The following is a 15,718-nucleotide window of genomic DNA, read 5'->3' as shown; positions in this document are numbered from 1 at the left end:
CTCCAGGAAGATGCCGGTCAGCGCCTTCATGATGTTGGCCTAGTGCACCACCGTGACCTTCTTGCGGCCGGTGGCAATGGCGAAATCGAAGGCGTATTCGAGGATGCGCCGGCAGCCCTGACGGGTGTTGATGCCGGTCGACATGCCGACCGCGTGCGGGTCGCCGTCGATCGGGATGAAATGCTCGTAGCCCATGTACAGGCCTTCGATGTTTTCGCGCACCACCACCAGATTGATGTTCTCGTAGCGCTTGCCGGGAATCAGCGTCAGCGCTGGCCGCAGGTTCGCGTACAGCTGGAATTCCTCGCGCAGGCGAACGTTCGATGAGCGATAGCCGCCGCCACTCGGGGTTTCCAGCGGGCCTTTCAGCGCCAGGCGCGTGCGGCGGATCGAATCCAGCGTGGCCTTTGGCAATGGATCGCCTTCCAGGGTGACGCCCGCCAGGCCGGCGATCTGCGTGTCCCAGTCGAACGGCGCTTCCAGGGCATCGAGCACGGCGAGCGTGGCGTCGACGATTTCAGGGCCGATGCCGTCTCCGGGAATCAGTGTGGCGGGAATGCGGGCGATGGTCATGGGGGGACTCTGCGAGGGGGGAGGGTATTGGCAAGCGAAATTTGCGCAGCAAGCTTTGCGCCGGGATTGCTGGATCGATGTGCTAATCGGTATCCGGCGCGGACGGTTTCCGGCGTGCGCGCGGATGGGCCTGGTCATAAACGGTGGCGAGGCGCTTCCAGTCGAGCTGGGTGTAGATCTGCGTGGTGGCCAGGCGGGCGTGGCCGAGCAACTCTTGCACGGCTCTGAGATCGCCGCTGCCTTCGAGCAGATGGGTGGCGAACGAATGGCGCAGCTTGTGCGGATGTAGATGCGCCGGCAGCCCGGTGCGCTGCGCCCAGGCATGCAGCGCGGTGCCGATCTGGGTGCGACCTAGGCGGCCACCGCGCGGGCCGGTGAACAGCGCGCGTTCGCCGATGGAGGCGATTGTCGCGCGATCCCGCAGCCAGGCATCGAGTGCGGCGCGCGCATGGCTGCCGACCGGCGTGATCCGTTCGCGATTGCCCTTGCCGATCACCCGCAGTTGGTCAGGAAAACCGTTCGCGGCATCCGGCGGCACATCGAGCTGATGCAGTTCGGCGAGACGCAGGCCGGCGCTGTAGAACAGCTCGACCATCGCCCGGTCGCGGCGCTCGAACGCCGTGTTCGCCGGCGCATCGAGTGCAGCGCCCAGGTCTTCGGCGTGAATCACTTTCGGCAGTACCCGCGCGCCTTTCGGGCCGCGCACGCCGGTGGCCGGGTTGTGGTCCAGCTCGCCGTTGCGGATCAGGAAACGGAACAGGCCGCGGACGCAGGACAGGTAACGACGCAGGGTCGGCGGCTGCAGGCCCTTGCGATGGCTGCGGGTCAGAAAGCCGCGCACCGTGTGGATATCGACTTTCGCCGGCTCGCTGATGCCGCATTCGCGGCAGTAGGCCAGGAAGAACCCGCATTCGCGGGCGACCGCGCTGGTGGTCGTCTTCGGCGATTGCCGCTCCACGGTCAGGTGGCGCAGATAACGGGCAAGCGCGTCGCTCAGCGCATCGCCCATCGATTCGGAACTGGCAGCTGGCAGGTTGATGCTCGTTCAGCTCATCCGTGCGCGGACGGCGGCGGATACCAGCTCCGCCGTCATTTCCAGGAACAGCTTGCCCTGCCGCGGCAGGAAGCGCTCGAGCTCGCGCGAGCCGAGCGCGATGAAGCCGAGATGCTTGTCCTTCTCCAGTGGCACCACGGCGGCCGAAGCGATCAGCACATCGGCTTTCGGGAACAGCAGCTTGGTCTTGTCCGGCTCGATCGGGCCGCAGTCGATCAGCCGCGTGCGCAGGAAATTGTCGTAGGCGCGGGCGATCGCGCCATTGGCTTCGATCGGCACGATGCCGTCGATGTCATGGCGCCGATAAGCCGGCGCATGCAGGCCGAGGAAAACGTCGTCGATGTCGAAATCGTCCTTCATCGAGGCCTTCAGCGCCGCGACGATCGCCGCCAGCGAGGGCGCGCGGATCAGGCTCAGGCTCAGGCGCAGCACCTTGTCGGCCCGCGCCTCGTTGGCCTTGGCGCTGTCGAGCAATTTCTCCAGCCGCGCTTCGAGCCGCTGGTTGCGGCCGCGCAGCAGATCCACCTGACGCTCGATCAGCGACACCGCCGAACCGGCCGCGTGGGTGATCTCGATCTGCTCCAGCAGTTGCGGATGGCGGGTCAACAGCAGCGGATCGCGGTTCAGATAGGCGATCACCTGCGCCTCGTCCGGCAGCGTCACGGTGGTTTCGGCCGGAGCCGGCGCGCTGGTTTCGGTCAGATCGACCACTCGAATCTCCCTTCAAAAACCGTGGTGGCGGGGCCGGTCATCAGCACCGGCGACGCATCGAGGCCATCCCATTCCAGATTCAGCAGACCACCTCGCAGCGACAGTTCGGCGCGGCTATCGAGCAGGCCCCAGCTTCTGGCGACGGCAAAGGCCGCGCAGGCACCGCTGCCGCAGGCCAGGGTTTCGCCGGAGCCGCGCTCGTAGACGCGCAGTCTGGCGTGAGTCGCATCGATGACCTGCAGGAAGCCGACGTTGACCGATTCCGGAAACAGCGCATGCGCCTGCAGCAGCGGGCCGATCCGTCCGACTTCGGCGCTATCGACATCGTCGACCAAGATCACAGCATGCGGATTGCCCATGCCGACGGCACCGAAACGGACGCGGCTGCCATCGGCAAATGTGGCTTCGTAATGCGCGGCGCGGGCGTCGGCGGCCAGCGGGATTTCGGACGGCGCAAAGCGCGGCGCGCCCATGTCGACGGTGACTTCGCCGTTGTCGAGCAGGCGCAGTTCCAGGCTGGCGCTGGTGGTCTGCACGCGCAGCGCGCGCTTGCTGCTCAGGCCGTGATCGGCGACGAAGCGCGCCAGGCAACGCGCGCCGTTGCCGCACTGGCCCACCTGCGAGCCATCGGCGTTGTAGATGCGGTAGCCGAAGTCGACCGCGGCCGACGGCGCGGGATCGACCACCAGCACCTGATCGCAACCGATGCCGAAACGGCGATCGCTCAGGCGGCTCAGCAGCGCGGCATCCGGCTGGAATGGCTGGGTGGTGGCGTCGATGACGACGAAATCGTTCCCGAGGCCCTGCATCTTGGTGAATGGGAATGTGCTTGGAGGCATCCAGCCAGCGTAGCGGCTTAGGCCGAACCTGTCATGGCCGAGCGTGCAGAACCGGCGCTTCGCCGGGCGACGGAGAGGCCTCGAGAGGGCGGGCGGAATGGATGTCGTTTGATAACAAGAATCCTTATCATCTAATATTGACTTCAGATTTACCAAAACTTCACTGCGCCCTCCGCACGGCAAGGTGACCAGTAGCCGAACCACTCAGGACCCTGCTCCCGATGCCGCTGAACCCGCCGACGGTGCTTTCCCGGAAACTGCCCGGGAAATTCACGCTCGCTGTCTCTGCCGCCATGCTGGCGGCGCTGTCTCTGCCAGCGATGGCCGCGACCCAGCAGGAAGTGCTGGAGCAGAAGGTGGATGCGCTGGCCAAGCAGCTCGAAGCGCTGCAGGCGGAACTGAAAGCGCTGAAGGCGGAGCGAGCCGAAGCAGCCGCCGCGCCGGCCGCTGCGGCCCCAGCCGCGACGGCGGCGGCAGATCCCTCGGCCCAGCCGACCCGCCAGGACGCCCGCGCTGCCGCCGAGCACAAGGAAGCCTTCCTGTCCGGCTACGGCGAGGTCAACTTCAGCCGTTACGACCACGACGCCAGCCGCACCGAAGCCACCGTGCGCCGCGCCGTGTTCGGCATCGGCTACCGCTTCAACGACAGCACCAGCTTCGTCTCCGAGTTCGAGACCGAGAACACCGTGGTGTCGGCCGAGGACGGCGGCGAATTCGAAGTCGAGCAGTTCTACATCGACCACCGCTTCAACGATTACCTCAGCACCAAGGTCGGCCTGATCCTGATCCCGATCGGCTACCTGAACACCGCGCACGAGCCAACCCGCTATTTCGGCGTCGAGCGCAACAACGTCGAGACGCGAATCATCCCGTCGACGGAACGTGAAGGCGGCATCTCGCTGTACGGCCGCACGCCGTTCGGGCTCAGCTACGACGTCGGCCTGACCACCAGTTTCAATCTGTCGAACTGGGATTACGCCTCGCCGGAAGGCGCTTACTCGCCGCTCGGCTCGATTCACGGCGAACTCGCCAACAGCCGCGCGTCCGATCTCGCCCAGTACGTGTCGCTGAATTACGACGGCATCACCGGCGTCAATTTCGGCGGCAGCGTGTTCACCGGCGAAGTCGGCCAGAACCAGAATGTCGGCGTCACCGCCAGCCCGCGCTTCACGCTCTGGGAAACTCATGCCCGTTACACGCAAGGCCCGCTGCAGTTGCAGACGCTGTACGCCCACGGCGGTTTCAGCGATACCGCGGCGCTGAACCTGGCCAATGCCGGCGCGCTGACGCCGATTCCGAAAGCCTATTTCGGCTGGCTGGTGCAGGGCGCCTACCGCGTCTGGCGAGCCGGCGATTACGCGCTGACACCGTTCCTGCGCTACGAGCGTTTCAACACCGGCTCCGACTACGCCGGCCAGCCGCCCGGCTTCGGCGCTGTCGATCGGCCGACCGAAACCGCGTACACCTACGGCACCAGCTTCTTCATCACGCCGAACCTGGTGCTGAAAGCGGACTACCAGCAGTACCGCCGCGCCAAGGAAGACAACCGCTTCAACCTCGGCGTCGGTCTGCAGTTCTATTGAGGCCAGACGTGAGCGTCTCATCGCGGATCGTGCTGTTGCCGCTCGTGGCTCTGGTGGCCAGCGCGCCGGCGCGGGCGACGGTCTATCTGTCGATCGAGGACGCGCAGCAGGCGATGTTCGGCGCGGCGGCGATGACCGCGCAGCCACTGACGCTCGACGCCATCCAGATGAAAGCGATCGAGAAAGCCAGCGGCGTGCCGGTGCGCGGTAGCCTGGTAAGGGTCTGGCGCGCGGCCGATGGCGGCTGGTTTCTGGTCGACGCGGTGATCGGCAAGAGCGAGCTGATCACCTACGCGATCGGCCTCGATGCCGACGGCCGGGTCAAGCAGGTGGAAGTGCTCGAATACCGCGAATCGCATGGCGGCGAAATCCGCTATCCGGGCTGGCGCAAGCAGTTCGTCAACAAGAAGGCCGGCGACGAACTGCGAGTCGGCGATGACATCCAGGGCATCAGTGGTGCAACGCTGTCCTGCGAGCACGTCACCGATGGCATCCGTCGCCTGCTGGCGACCTGGGCGCTGGTGCTGAAGCCGCTGGCCTGAAGCCTGGCGTCCAGGCGCCGGTAGACTTGCAGCGATGACTTCCAAACACCGGCATCCGCCAGGCACCCACGATTCCGATGCGCCGGTGCCGGCATTCCTGCTGCGCGCCCGGCGGCTGGCGTCGATCGCCTCGGCGCGGATGCCGGACTGGCAGCGGCGCGCCGTCTATGTGGCGATCGCGCTGCTGCTGCTCAGTGGCGCAGCCTGGTTGCTGCTGCACTACTACGGCGCCGTCGAAGGCGAATTCGGCCCGTCGCCGAGCCCCTGGGAACATCCGACCTTGGCCGTGCACGGCGCGGCGGCGATGGGCTTCCTGTTCCTGTTCGGCAGCCTGCTGCCGGTCCACGTGATGCGCGGTCTGGCCTTGCATCGCAACCGGCGGACCGGCTACTCGCTCCTGGCACTGAACGGCCTGCTCGCACTCAGCGGTTACGGTCTGTACTACGCAGGCGGCGATCAGCTGCGCGGCGCGATCAGCCTGCTGCACTGGCTGCCGGGCTTGCTGCTGGCGGCGCTGCTCGTCGTCCATATCGTCATCGGCCGCCGTCAGCGCAGCGAATGAACCGGCTGCGCCGCGCGCGGCCCTGGCTCGGGACGCTGGTCGAGATTTCGGTTGCTTCGGATCTCGATACGCCCCGGCTGCTGGCTGCCGTCGAAGCCGCGTATGCCGCGATCGCCGCGGTGCACGGGACGATGAGCGTCCACGAGCCGGCCAGCGAACTGTCACGACTGAATCGCAGCGCGCATCTGGCGGCGGTTCCGGTCAGTCCGGGCCTGCTGACCGTGCTGCGAGCGGCACTCGCCTTCGCCGAAGACAGCGACGGTGCTTTCGATCCGGTGGTCGGCGGCCGCCTGACTGCACTCGGCCTGCTGCCGGCCAGTGAGGTGATGGCCGCGCCACAGGCGACTTGGCGTGATCTGCGGATCGACGGCGATCAGGTTCGTTTTCGTCAGCCGCTGCGGCTGGATTTCGGCGGCATCGCCAAGGGCTACGCGGTCGATCTGGCGGTCGAGCAGCTGCGCGCCGCCGGCATTGCGGAGGCGCAGGTCAACGCCGGCGGCGATCTGCGCGTGTTCGGCCTCGCACCGCAGCGGATCGCGCTGCGCGATCCGCGGGCGCCGTCGCAGTGGTCGCAGATCGTCGAGCTTCACGATCAGGCGCTGGCGACCAGCGCGCCGTACTACGCGGCCGGCTCGTCACCCAGCGCGCTGATCGATCCACGCAGTGGCAGCCCGTATGCCGGTGCCGACAGCCTCAGCGCCATCGCGTCCAGCTGCCTGGTGGCCGATGCGCTGACCAAGGTCGCGCTGTTCGCAACGCCGTCTCGGCTGGAAGCGCTGCTCGAACAGCACGATGCCCAGTTGTTGATCCAGCGCTGCGCGGACTGAAGCCGTCGCCGTAAGCTGCGCGTCTGTATCGAGCGCAGGTCTGGAACCATGAGCACAACGGTGATCCATCGTGGCGGCTGCCATTGCGGCGCCGTCCAATTCGAAGTCCAAGCCCCGGCGCGGGTGCTGGTGCAGTCCTGCAACTGCTCGATGTGCCGGCCCAGCGGCTATCTGCATCTGATCGTGCCAGCAAGCGCCTTCCGGCTGCTGCAGGGAGCCCAGCAGCTGACCACCTATACCTTCAACACCGGCGTCGCCAGGCACCTGTTCTGCAAGGTCTGCGGCATCAAATCCTTCTATGTGCCGCGCTCGAACCCGGACGGCTTTTCGGTGAATCTGAACTGTCTGGAAGCAGGCAGCATCGAGTCGGTGGAGATCGAAGCCTTCGATGGCCAGAACTGGGAGCGGCACGGCGAATCGCTGGCGCATCTCAGTCGCCAGACCGGTCGAGCATCGAAAATCTCAGCAGGACCGGAATAATTAGTGAAATGTTTGTAAATGCGATTTGTTTGCATTAACGTCGCAGCGAACAAATCCGGAAAGTGCGAGCACCATGCGGCAAGGGAAGATGGCGGGGATGGCGGCGGCGATCGCTGCGGGATGGCGGCCGTTGCTGCTGCTGGCAGCGCTGACCCTTTCTGCCTGCGACGGCGGTTCGGCGCCGCCTCCGGCGCTGCAGTTCGAGGATCCACCGGAAGTCGCATTCGGCGAGCGGCTGTTTCTCGAAACCCGTTTCGCGCAGTTTTTCGCGACGCACTCACCGGCCAGCGTCAACGCGCCGCTGACCGTCGGCGATCCGGCCGTCGCCAACCTGCAGAGTCTCGGCAGCCCGCTGTCCGGGCCCTTCGCCGGGCAGTCGATCAATTGCCGGCAGTGCCATCTGGTCGACGAGCAGATCGCGACGCCCGGAGGCGGTGCCCGAACCTACGCCGATTTCGCCCGCCGCTCGGTGATCACCGACCGCGGTGACGGCCCGGCGCTGACGGTTCGCAACTCGCCGCCGCTGGTCAATGCGACAGTGCCCCGCGCCAATACGCTGGTACTGCATGCAGACGGTGAATTCACCAGCCTTGCCGAACTGGCTTTCGCGACGCTGACTGGTCGCAACACCGGCTGGTTGCCCGGCGAAGAAGCGCAGGCAATCGCTCACATCGCCCGCGTGATCCGCGAGGACGACGGCCTCGGTGCGCTCGCTGCCGATGCTGGCGGCAGCTACCGCGCCGTGCTGTCGGGCACCAGCGCGTCGTTGAAGCTGCCGGCGGCGTTTCGGCTCGATGTCAACACGGCCAGTGACGAGCAGATCGTCAAGGCGGTCGCGCAGCTGATCGGCGTGTATGTCGACCAGCTGCGCTTCGTCACCAATGCCGATGGTCTCAATGTCAACGCCCCGTATGACCTGTTCCTGGCCCGCAACGCGCTGCCGGCAACCCCCGCGTTCGGCGAAAGCGATCTCGACTATGCGCGGCGTCTGCGCAGCCAGCTCGATGCGCTGAGCAGCCCGCAGTTCGTCGCGGCCGATGTGCTGCGTCGCTTCCAGCTACACCTGCAGCCGTTCGCGTTCACCGAAACCGAGCTGCGCGGACTGCGCGTATTCCTGCGCGAGCCGGCGGACAGTGTTGCCGGACTGAGTGCCGCCGAGCGCGCGGCCGGCGGCGTCGGCAACTGCATCAGCTGTCACGCGCCGCCTCAGTTCAGCGACTTCGGTTTTCACAACACCGGCGTCACCCAGAACGAGTACGACGGTGCGCACGGTGCTGGCAGCTTTCGGGCGCTGGCGATTCCGAGCTTCGACGAAAGAGCGGTGCCGGCCGTTGCCGATCAGGCGCTGCCGCCGACGGGCGCGCATCCGACGCGAGCCGGCCAGTTCCGGGCGATCGCTGCCGTGGGGTCGCCGGGGCGCACTGATCTGGGCGCCTGGAATGTCTTCGCCAACGAGGATTTCCCGCGCAGCCAGAACGCTGTCCGCAGCCTGCTATGCAGCAGCACGCCGTCGGCGACCGCCTGCAATGCGATCAGCGATGCCGAGCTGCTGGCTCGCGCGGTCGCCGTCTTCAAGACCCCCAGCCTGCGCGATCTCGGCGATTCCCAGCCGTACATGCATGACGGCGCTTTCGATACCCTGGAAGCGATCCTGGCCTTCTACGCGCAGAGCGCGGCGCTGGCCGCTGCCGGAAATTTGCGCAACGCCGATTCGAGGATCGCCAACATCGCGATCAACGCCCAGGACCAAGCCGATCTGACGGCGTTCCTGCGGGCCTTGAACGAGGATTACAACTGAGACTTCGTCAGGGGCCGAGCGGGGCGACCGCCAGCTCGACACTGCCTTTGCCGGCTTTCTCGAACTGCAGCTCCAGCGTCACCGTCTGGCCAGCAACCAGCGCCTGGCTGAGCCCGATCAGCATCAGGTGATAGCCGCCGGGCGCCAGCTCCACGGTCTGGCCGGCGGGAATCGCCAGCCCCTCGTTGACGGCACGCATCTGCATCTGGCCATCGGCCATCGACATCTGATGCAGTTCGACGCTGGTGGCGGCCTGGCTGCTGATCGCGATCAGGCGGTCGTCCTGGCTGCCGTCGTTGACGATGCTCATGAAGCCGACGCCGGTACCGCCGGCCGTTGGCGTCTCCCGCGAACGCGCCGAGCGGATCAGCAGATCGCCGATCCTGGTTTCGCTGCTGGCCGCGGCTTCAGGAGCCGCCGATGCGGCTGGGGCAGCCGGCGGCGGGGCCGGCTTGCAGGCGGCCAGCAGGGCGACGGCGGATAGCGTGGCGATGCAGCTCAGTCGAAGGTTGATGGTCATGGCGTGGCCGGTTTCAGCAAGGGATCTTCGTTCGGCGTGTCCTGCAGATAGGCCAGGGTGTTGCGCACCGTTTCCTGGCCCCAGCCGCGGGTGATGAACACCAGCCGCGTGCGGTGATCGTCGCTCGGCCAGGCCGGCAGCTCCTCGGCCGGATGCAGCAGGTTCTGCACGCCGTGCAGCACGGTCGGCTTGTCCTGGCCCTGGATATTGACGATGCCTTTGAAGCGCAGCAGATCGGCGCCGGTCAGCGAACGCAGGAAATCCAGCCAGCCGAACAGCTTCCAGGCGGCGACAGGCTCATCGAGGATCAGGCTGAAGGTCTGGATATCGTTCCAGTCCGGGCCGTCGCCCCAGGAATCGACGCTGTCGTCCGAGCCCGGCGCCACCGGCAGCAGGCGGATCGAATCGGCCTTCAGGATCAGCGGGCTCAAGCTGAAGTCCGCCGATTGCGGCCGCCGCCGGCCGTTGGTGAACAGCCAGTCCGGCTGAGCCGCGCCCTTCCTCGGCACATAGACCTCGGCATCCGGGTTCAGGCCCTTGAGCTGCTCGCGTAGCGCGGCCAGCGCGGCCTCGTCGACCAGATCGCTCTTGGTGATCAGCAGCGCGTCGGCGCTGGCGATCTGCTTCTGGGCGATGTCGATCTCTTCGACCGTGGTGCCGGCATTCGCGGCATCGACCAGGGTCACCACCGAATCGAGCACGAAGCGCTCGGCCAGCTGCGGGGCCCGCAGGATCTGGCTGAGGATCGGCCCCGGTTCGGCCAGGCCGGTGGTTTCGATGATCACGCGCTTGAGGCTGGGAATCTGCTTGCGCTGCGCCTTGGTGAACAAGGTCATCAACGCTTCGGCGAGCCGGCCGCGCGAGGTGCAGCACATGCAGCCGCCCTCGATCAGCTCGACTTCGTCCGGCTCGGCCTGCTCGACCAGATGATGATCGAGGCCGACATCGCCGTACTCGTTGATCACCACCGCCGTGCCGGTCATCGAGGGATGACGAAGCAGGAAATTCAGCAAGGTGGTCTTGCCGGCGCCGAGGAAGCCGGTCAGCAGCACCATCGGAATGCGGGTGTCAGCGGGGGTTTGCACGGTGTTCTCTCGTGGCAGCGCAGCGGAGGGTGATTATCGCTGCTCGCGCCGGCCGCGCAGCCGGATGGCGACGCCGAACAGCGCCATCAGCACGATGATCGCGGCCAGCCCGCTCATCAGCAGATTGCGTTGGTTCGGCGTGAGGCCGAGCGGATCGAGGAAATGGCCCTTGTGCAGCAGGTTGAACAGCAGCGCCTGCGCCTGCTTCAGCTCGCCGTACGGGCCGCCGAGCTGCGCTGCGACCAGGCCGCTGCGCGTCTCGAAGTACCAGGTCTGGTTGGCGGGCCCGGTCGCGCGCCAGACCGGCAGGCGCTTGTTGGCGAAGCCGTAGTCGCGATCGAAGCTGCTGATGAGCACTGGTGCTGCGCTGAGGTCCTCACCGAACGCACCGCTGGCGATACGGCGGGCGAGTGCTTCGTCGCCGCCGTCGATCGTGCTGCCATCGGCGGCACTCAGCCGCACTTCCGGCTTGGCGTCACGCAGCGCAACTGTTTTCCAGACCGGCGGGCCGCCAAACACCGGTACGGCGATCGCTTCGATCAGCGCGCCGTCGCCAGCCTTGAACGGTAGTGCCGATAGCTGCGCCGTGCTGATTGCTGGCGGCAGCGGTGCGGCCTGACCGGGCAGCTCATCGGTCAGCAGCTTGAACAGGCCGGTGACTGGAAACAGCAGCGCCGGCAGCACCGCGATCCAGGCCAGCCGACGATGGAAACGCCGACTGCTCTGCTGGCTGCCACGGCGCAGCAGCATCGCAGCGCCGAGCACGGTGGTTACGAAGAACAGGCCGACCATCAGGCCGATCGCCGCCGGCCGCAGGTACGGCACCTCGATGAAGCTCAGCGTGTGCAAGCTCTGGAACAGGCCCTGCCAGTAGCGCTTGCTGCTGCCGCTCAAGGTGCCGAGGCGATCGCTGCCGGTGTCGACATAGACCACCGTGCCGATGTCGTCCTCGAAAGCCACGGCCCAGACCGGCAGCAGGCGGTTGATCCAGGGATAGTCGCGCTCGAACTGGGTGATCAGCCGGGCATCGCGAATCGGCGCCGTCTGCTCGCCGCTGTAATGGCGCGCCAGCGTGATTGCCCGCGTGCGATCGGCATCGGCGATCGGGCTGCCGGTTTCGGCATTCAGATAGACGCGTTCAGCCTTGCCCGCCGGCTGCACTTGCAGCGCCGCATGGCCATCGACGGCGACATAGCGCAGCTGGCTGGCCTCGCCGATGCCGGCAGCTGCGAGCACCTCCTTCGGCGCCTTGAACGAAGCTGCTTCGAAGCTCGTCTGCGGCGGCTGGAAGGTCACCGGCTTCGGGCCGATGGCGACGATCAGTGGATGGATCGCGCCACTGCTGGCCCAGACCATCGCCGTGACGGCGGCGATCCAGGCCAGCGCGCGATGCGCCCTACGGAACTTTGGAGAGTTCGACATCGCAATACTCCCTAGCCGAAGGCCCAGCGCAGGCCACCGAAGAACAAACGGCCTTCGCCGGGCAGGAACAGGTTCTTGTTCGACACCGCCTGGAAGTTGGTGGTGGTCGACACGCTGCCGACATAGCCCCGGTCGAACAGGTTGCGGGCGTCGAAGAACAACGACAGTCCGTGCGGCAAGGTCACGCCGGTCGACAGGTTCCAGATCGCGTAGCCCGGTGCGGTCTGGGTGTTCGCGTAGTCGACATAGTTGTGGTTGGCCGCTTCCACACCCGGCTCGACGAAGAAGCCCAGCGGATGCTCGTAGCGCAGCTGTGCCTGGTAGTAGTGCTCCGGCACACCGGCCAGGCGGGCGTTGCCGTAAGTCGCATCGTGATCGAAGCTGAACTCGTTCCAGGTGTAAGTCTGGTGGAAAGTCAGCTTGTCGCCGGCGGTGAGGCTATCGCTGAGCAGGCGGATGGCCAGCCCGGCTTCGACGCCCTGATGCACGGTTTCATCGGCGTTGAACTGCACCGCCGTGGTCGGCGTGTTGGCGCGCAGCAGCAGTTCCTTGTCGACGTTGGCGTGGTAGTAGCTCAGGTTCCAGGCCAGTCGCTGCCATTCGCCACGAGTGCCGATTTCCACCGCCAAGGCGCGCTGGGCATCGAGCGGCACGAAGCCGCCGGTGCCCAGTGCCGCGCCGCCGGCGATGATCGCCGTGGTCTGGTTCAGCGCGCCGTAGTCCGGGGCTTCGTAGCTGGTGCTGACGTTGCCGAAGACCTGCGTGTGATCGTCCACCGCCCAGAGCAGGCCGAGCTTCGGATTGAAGGCCTTGTAGCTGCGCTCGGCCGATTCGGCGGCATTGCGGCGATCGGTGTAATCACGCGTGGTGACCAGGCCCTGCGCGCCGATGATCAGGCTCAAATTTTCGCGGACCCAGAGCCGGTTCTCGCCGTAGAGATCGTAGCTGCCGGCTTCTTCAGTGGCATCGCCGCTGATCGCGCCGCGCTGGCCGCCGCTGTTGGCGAATACCTTGGCGTTGTTGTGCTGGAGCGCGGCATTGCTGCCGAGCGTGACTTCGTTGCGCAGACCGAACAGCTGCCCTTCGCCATTCCACTGCGCGAAGCTGCCGTAGAAATCACCGCGCTGGTCGACCACCACGCCGGTCACCGGATGGAACAGCCGGCGGTCCCAGTAATAGACGCCGACATCGAGCTGGCCGCCGCCGAACTTGATGCTGGTCTTGTTGGCGAGGCGCAGGGTAGTCGGGTCGCGCTTGGTGTTGAAGCTGTTGGCAGTCGGCGCGACCGAACGCGGATTGTTCAGCGCATCGTTGAGGGACAAGGCACCCGGCAGCTCCTGATCGATCTCGTTGAAGTTCAGATAGAAGCGGGATTCCACGGCCGGCGTGATCCGATAGCCGATGTTGCCGCTGAAGCGTTGGTTGTCGCTGCGCTGCTGATCGCGATAGCCATCGCTCTGGCTGTTGGTGAACGCCGCATAGACATCGACATCGCCGTAATCCTTGGCGTAGGCCAGATGCTCGCGGTAGGTGTCGTTGCTGCCGCCATCGAGACGCAGCAGCCAGGTTTGACCGGCGGTGCGGCCGGTCGGCGTCACCACGTTGATTGCGCCGCCGAGCGTCGAGCTGCCGTAGCGCAGCGCATTGGCGCCCTTGTAGACCTCCAGGTAGCGGGTGGTCAGCGGATCGATTTCCTGGAAATCGCCGAAGCCATCGGCGCGCGATACCGGCAGGCCGTCTTCGAGCAGGTAGACGCCGCGCAGATGGGCACTGCGGCCAAGACCGGAGCCGCGGATCGACAGCCGCACTTCCTCGCCGAAGCGGGCCTGGGCGAACACGCCCGGGACATCGCGCAGCGTGTCCTTGAACGACACCGCATAGCGATTCTCGAAGGCTTCAGCGTCAACCAGATCGACGCCGCCCGGCGTCTTCTCGATCTGCGCGCGGGCATCGGCAACGCTGGGCGCGGTGGAAGAACCGTCCTTCTCGGCGGTGACCTTCACTTCGGACAGCACGGTCACCGGTGCAACGGCGACTTCGATGCCATCGGCAGCAAGTGCGGAAAAACTCAGCGACAACGGGGCCAGCAGGGACAACACAGCGGTGCTGCGACTGAGCGCAGACATCGTGAAAGCAGACATGCAGAGCACTCCAGTTCCTGCGCGTCGTCTGGACGCGCCGGAGAACTCGCCCGGTCAGGGGCGACAGGAGATGCAGGTAGGTGTTCCTGCGCACAGCATTTCCTCGACAGGAGCCGCACGGCGCAAGGCCGGCGGCAGGGTCAGGAACGGCGCAGCGGGAACGCTTCCCGGCATCGACGAACGAAACGGCAGCCCTGCGCTGCGCCCAGAGAGTTTGTCTCTGGGGCGCGGCGAATCAGGCTACGAACGTGTCGATGACGGCGGGTGGTGCGCGGGCCGGCGGCAGCCGTCTTTGGCTGGCCGTGGCGGTGCTGACGGCTGCGGCAGGACGGCCCAGCGTTGCCACAGGAATGGCCAGCGCGAAGCTGGCCAGGCTGACCGGCAGCGCTGGCGCTACGGCACCGGCGAACGGACAGCTTTGATGCTCCGAGGCAATGCGATGCGCCTCGTGCTGCGCCAGATCGTGACCGGCGTGCATGTCGTGCGACATGCCCGCCATATCCGCGGCCATGTTGGCCATGCCGCGATGAGCGGCATGCGGATCGGCAGCATGGGCCTTGGCCATCGCCGCCATCATCGCGGCGTGATCGTGATGGCCTGCGTGCTTGTTGGCGGGCGGTGCCAGCGCCGTACTCAGCGGGCTGGCCGGGCAGATGATCAGCCAGCGTCCGCCTTCCTCGCCGGTGCCGGTCCAGCCGGGCATGAAGCCAACCGGAATCAGGCTGCGCAGCACGACCGCACTCAGCGCCAACCACAGCGCGAAGGAGTGCAAGGCAGTGCGGGAGCGGAACATCGGCGTGGTGCGAACGATGGGTAACGGACGGTCGCGCACGATAAGGCCTCTATCGCATTGCGGCAACGAACCGTCGGTGCTTATCTCATTCCGGAATATGCAGGCCGCTGCGGCCGCGGCTCAGCGCGTCGGCCGCAGCCGCTTCAGCGCCCGGCTGAGATTGATCCGCGCCGGCTGATCGAGCCGATCATGGAAGTGGCCGGTGAAATACAGGCGCGGCTTTTCCAGGAAGCCGCGCAGCACCTGGCGCCGCCCGGCGACGTACTTCGAAAACGGCACCGCGTGGTACTCCTCGCGGATGTCGGCGTCGTAGCGATCGAAGCGCGCTGGCGCGCTGCCGAGGATCGCCAGATCGATATCGAGTAGCAGCGCCTCATCGGTGCTCTGCGGCTGGGCGTGGTGGCGAGTCGCCAGGATCATGCTGCGCACCCGGCCGATCGCTTCGTGATCGCAGCCGGCGGCAGTCATCGTCCGCTCGGCGAGATAGGCGCTCTTCAGTTCGTTGCTGTCGCTGGCCGTGTTGTAGACGGCATCGTGATACCAGATCGCCAGCTCGATCTCGCCGGGCCGTTCGGCCAGCGTTTCAACCTCATCACCCGCCTTGAGGCATTCCTCGAGATGCTCGACCGTGTGATAGCGGCGATGCGGCTCGCGCCAGGCCTGGATCAGCGCCGTGCCGGCATCCGCGGGCGGCACCAGGCCGAGCTTCGACCACAGCAGCCGCCAGCGTTCGGGCAGATCGATGGTGGCGGCAGGAATGGCGCTCGGATGCATGGCGCCATTATGGA

Annotated in this window: 15 protein-coding genes and 1 pseudogene; 6 read left to right on the top strand and 10 right to left on the bottom strand. The window is 66.4% G+C overall.

Annotated elements, in window-relative coordinates; all coding sequences use genetic code 11:
- Nucleotides 1-42: 42 nt before the first annotated feature.
- The 4 genes and pseudogenes from Q0D45_RS04675 to dapF all read right to left on the bottom strand — a co-directional run.
- Nucleotides 43-573 (bottom strand): annotated as a pseudogene (locus Q0D45_RS04675) (isocitrate/isopropylmalate family dehydrogenase); the annotation flags it as partial.
- 82 nt (nt 574-655) lie between these two features.
- A complete protein-coding gene (locus Q0D45_RS04670) occupies nt 656-1,582 on the bottom strand; it encodes a tyrosine recombinase XerC (protein WP_293389199.1) in 927 nt (308 codons plus the stop codon).
- Between the two features lie 36 nt (nt 1,583-1,618).
- Nucleotides 1,619-2,338: a DUF484 family protein gene (locus Q0D45_RS04665; protein ID WP_293389197.1), complete on the bottom strand. Its 720-nt coding sequence runs from the start codon at nt 2,336-2,338 to the stop codon at nt 1,619-1,621.
- Nucleotides 2,326-3,177 (bottom strand): diaminopimelate epimerase, encoded by an 852-nt coding sequence (gene dapF / locus Q0D45_RS04660; protein WP_293389195.1) that lies wholly within the window; start codon nt 3,175-3,177, stop codon nt 2,326-2,328. Before dapF ends, Q0D45_RS04665 begins: the two co-directional genes overlap by 13 nt.
- A 221-nt stretch (nt 3,178-3,398) precedes the next feature.
- On the opposite strand from dapF, the gene Q0D45_RS04655 reads away from it, so the two are divergent.
- The 6 genes from Q0D45_RS04655 (at nt 3,399) to Q0D45_RS04630 (ending at nt 8,969) form a co-directional block, all read left to right on the top strand.
- Complete coding sequence (locus tag Q0D45_RS04655; protein ID WP_293389193.1) at nt 3,399-4,760, top strand: hypothetical protein; 1,362 nt, start codon at nt 3,399-3,401, stop codon at nt 4,758-4,760.
- 26 nt (nt 4,761-4,786) lie between these two features.
- A complete protein-coding gene (locus tag Q0D45_RS04650) occupies nt 4,787-5,302 on the top strand; it encodes an FMN-binding protein (protein ID WP_366946350.1) in 516 nt (171 codons plus the stop codon).
- A 34-nt stretch (nt 5,303-5,336) separates the two neighbouring features.
- Complete coding sequence (locus Q0D45_RS04645; RefSeq protein WP_293389189.1) at nt 5,337-5,864, top strand: hypothetical protein; 528 nt, start codon at nt 5,337-5,339, stop codon at nt 5,862-5,864.
- Complete coding sequence (locus Q0D45_RS04640) at nt 5,861-6,691, top strand: FAD:protein FMN transferase (RefSeq protein ID WP_293389187.1); 831 nt, start codon at nt 5,861-5,863, stop codon at nt 6,689-6,691. The genes Q0D45_RS04645 and Q0D45_RS04640 overlap by 4 nt, the downstream gene beginning before the upstream one ends.
- Before the next feature lie 48 nt (nt 6,692-6,739).
- Nucleotides 6,740-7,171, top strand: coding sequence for a GFA family protein (locus tag Q0D45_RS04635; protein WP_293389185.1), 432 nt, complete (start codon nt 6,740-6,742; stop codon nt 7,169-7,171).
- Between the two features lie 73 nt (nt 7,172-7,244).
- Nucleotides 7,245-8,969 carry a cytochrome c peroxidase gene (locus tag Q0D45_RS04630; RefSeq protein WP_293389183.1) on the top strand — a complete coding sequence of 575 codons (1,725 nt, stop codon included), beginning with the start codon at nt 7,245-7,247 and terminating at the stop codon, nt 8,967-8,969.
- 7 nt (nt 8,970-8,976) lie between these two features.
- On the opposite strand, the gene Q0D45_RS04625 is transcribed toward Q0D45_RS04630, so the two are convergent.
- The 6 genes from Q0D45_RS04625 to Q0D45_RS04600 form a co-directional block, all read right to left on the bottom strand.
- Nucleotides 8,977-9,489 (bottom strand): copper chaperone PCu(A)C, encoded by a 513-nt coding sequence (locus Q0D45_RS04625; protein WP_293389181.1) that lies wholly within the window; start codon nt 9,487-9,489, stop codon nt 8,977-8,979.
- Entirely contained in the window at nt 9,486-10,574 is a 1,089-nt protein-coding gene (locus tag Q0D45_RS04620; protein WP_293389179.1) for a GTP-binding protein, read from the bottom strand. Before Q0D45_RS04620 ends, Q0D45_RS04625 begins: the two co-directional genes overlap by 4 nt.
- Before the next feature lie 33 nt (nt 10,575-10,607).
- On the bottom strand, nt 10,608-11,996 hold the full coding sequence (locus tag Q0D45_RS04615; protein WP_293389177.1) for a hypothetical protein: 1,389 nt from the start codon (nt 11,994-11,996) through the stop codon (nt 10,608-10,610).
- A gap of 11 nt (nt 11,997-12,007) precedes the next feature.
- Nucleotides 12,008-14,137, bottom strand: a complete 2,130-nt coding sequence (locus tag Q0D45_RS04610; RefSeq protein ID WP_293389175.1) for a TonB-dependent receptor — start codon at nt 14,135-14,137, stop codon at nt 12,008-12,010.
- 235 nt (nt 14,138-14,372) lie between these two features.
- Nucleotides 14,373-14,930, bottom strand: a complete 558-nt coding sequence (locus tag Q0D45_RS04605) for a hypothetical protein (protein WP_293389173.1) — start codon at nt 14,928-14,930, stop codon at nt 14,373-14,375.
- A 120-nt stretch (nt 14,931-15,050) separates the two neighbouring features.
- Nucleotides 15,051-15,704 carry a metal-dependent hydrolase gene (locus Q0D45_RS04600; protein WP_293389171.1) on the bottom strand — a complete coding sequence of 218 codons (654 nt, stop codon included), beginning with the start codon at nt 15,702-15,704 and terminating at the stop codon, nt 15,051-15,053.
- Nucleotides 15,705-15,718 lie beyond the last annotated feature (14 nt).

The sequence above is a fragment of the Nevskia sp. genome (genome assembly GCF_023266035.1).
GTDB lineage: Bacteria > Pseudomonadota > Gammaproteobacteria > Nevskiales > Nevskiaceae > Nevskia.
Note: the sequence above shows the minus strand (reverse complement) of the source record. Positions and strands in the feature narration are given on the sequence as shown.

What these genes read in the sequence shown, in the direction of transcription:
- Q0D45_RS04635 (WP_293389185.1), top strand. Translation starts at nt 6,740, where the DNA reads ATGAGCACAACGGTGATCCATCGTGGCGGCTGCCATTGCGGCGCCGTC.
- Q0D45_RS04640 (WP_293389187.1), top strand. Translation starts at nt 5,861, where the DNA reads ATGAACCGGCTGCGCCGCGCGCGGCCCTGGCTCGGGACGCTGGTCGAG.
- Q0D45_RS04645 (WP_293389189.1), top strand. Translation starts at nt 5,337, where the DNA reads ATGACTTCCAAACACCGGCATCCGCCAGGCACCCACGATTCCGATGCG.
- Q0D45_RS04655 (WP_293389193.1), top strand. Translation starts at nt 3,399, where the DNA reads ATGCCGCTGAACCCGCCGACGGTGCTTTCCCGGAAACTGCCCGGGAAA.
- Q0D45_RS04610 (WP_293389175.1), bottom strand. Translation starts at nt 14,137, where the DNA reads ATGTCTGCTTTCACGATGTCTGCGCTCAGTCGCAGCACCGCTGTGTTG.
- Q0D45_RS04600 (WP_293389171.1), bottom strand. Translation starts at nt 15,704, where the DNA reads ATGCATCCGAGCGCCATTCCTGCCGCCACCATCGATCTGCCCGAACGC.
- Q0D45_RS04630 (WP_293389183.1), top strand. Translation starts at nt 7,245, where the DNA reads ATGCGGCAAGGGAAGATGGCGGGGATGGCGGCGGCGATCGCTGCGGGA.
- Q0D45_RS04615 (WP_293389177.1), bottom strand. Translation starts at nt 11,996, where the DNA reads ATGTCGAACTCTCCAAAGTTCCGTAGGGCGCATCGCGCGCTGGCCTGG.
- Q0D45_RS04605 (WP_293389173.1), bottom strand. Translation starts at nt 14,930, where the DNA reads ATGTTCCGCTCCCGCACTGCCTTGCACTCCTTCGCGCTGTGGTTGGCG.
- Q0D45_RS04625 (WP_293389181.1), bottom strand. Translation starts at nt 9,489, where the DNA reads ATGACCATCAACCTTCGACTGAGCTGCATCGCCACGCTATCCGCCGTC.
- Q0D45_RS04670 (WP_293389199.1), bottom strand. Translation starts at nt 1,582, where the DNA reads ATGGGCGATGCGCTGAGCGACGCGCTTGCCCGTTATCTGCGCCACCTG.
- dapF (WP_293389195.1), bottom strand. Translation starts at nt 3,177, where the DNA reads ATGCCTCCAAGCACATTCCCATTCACCAAGATGCAGGGCCTCGGGAAC.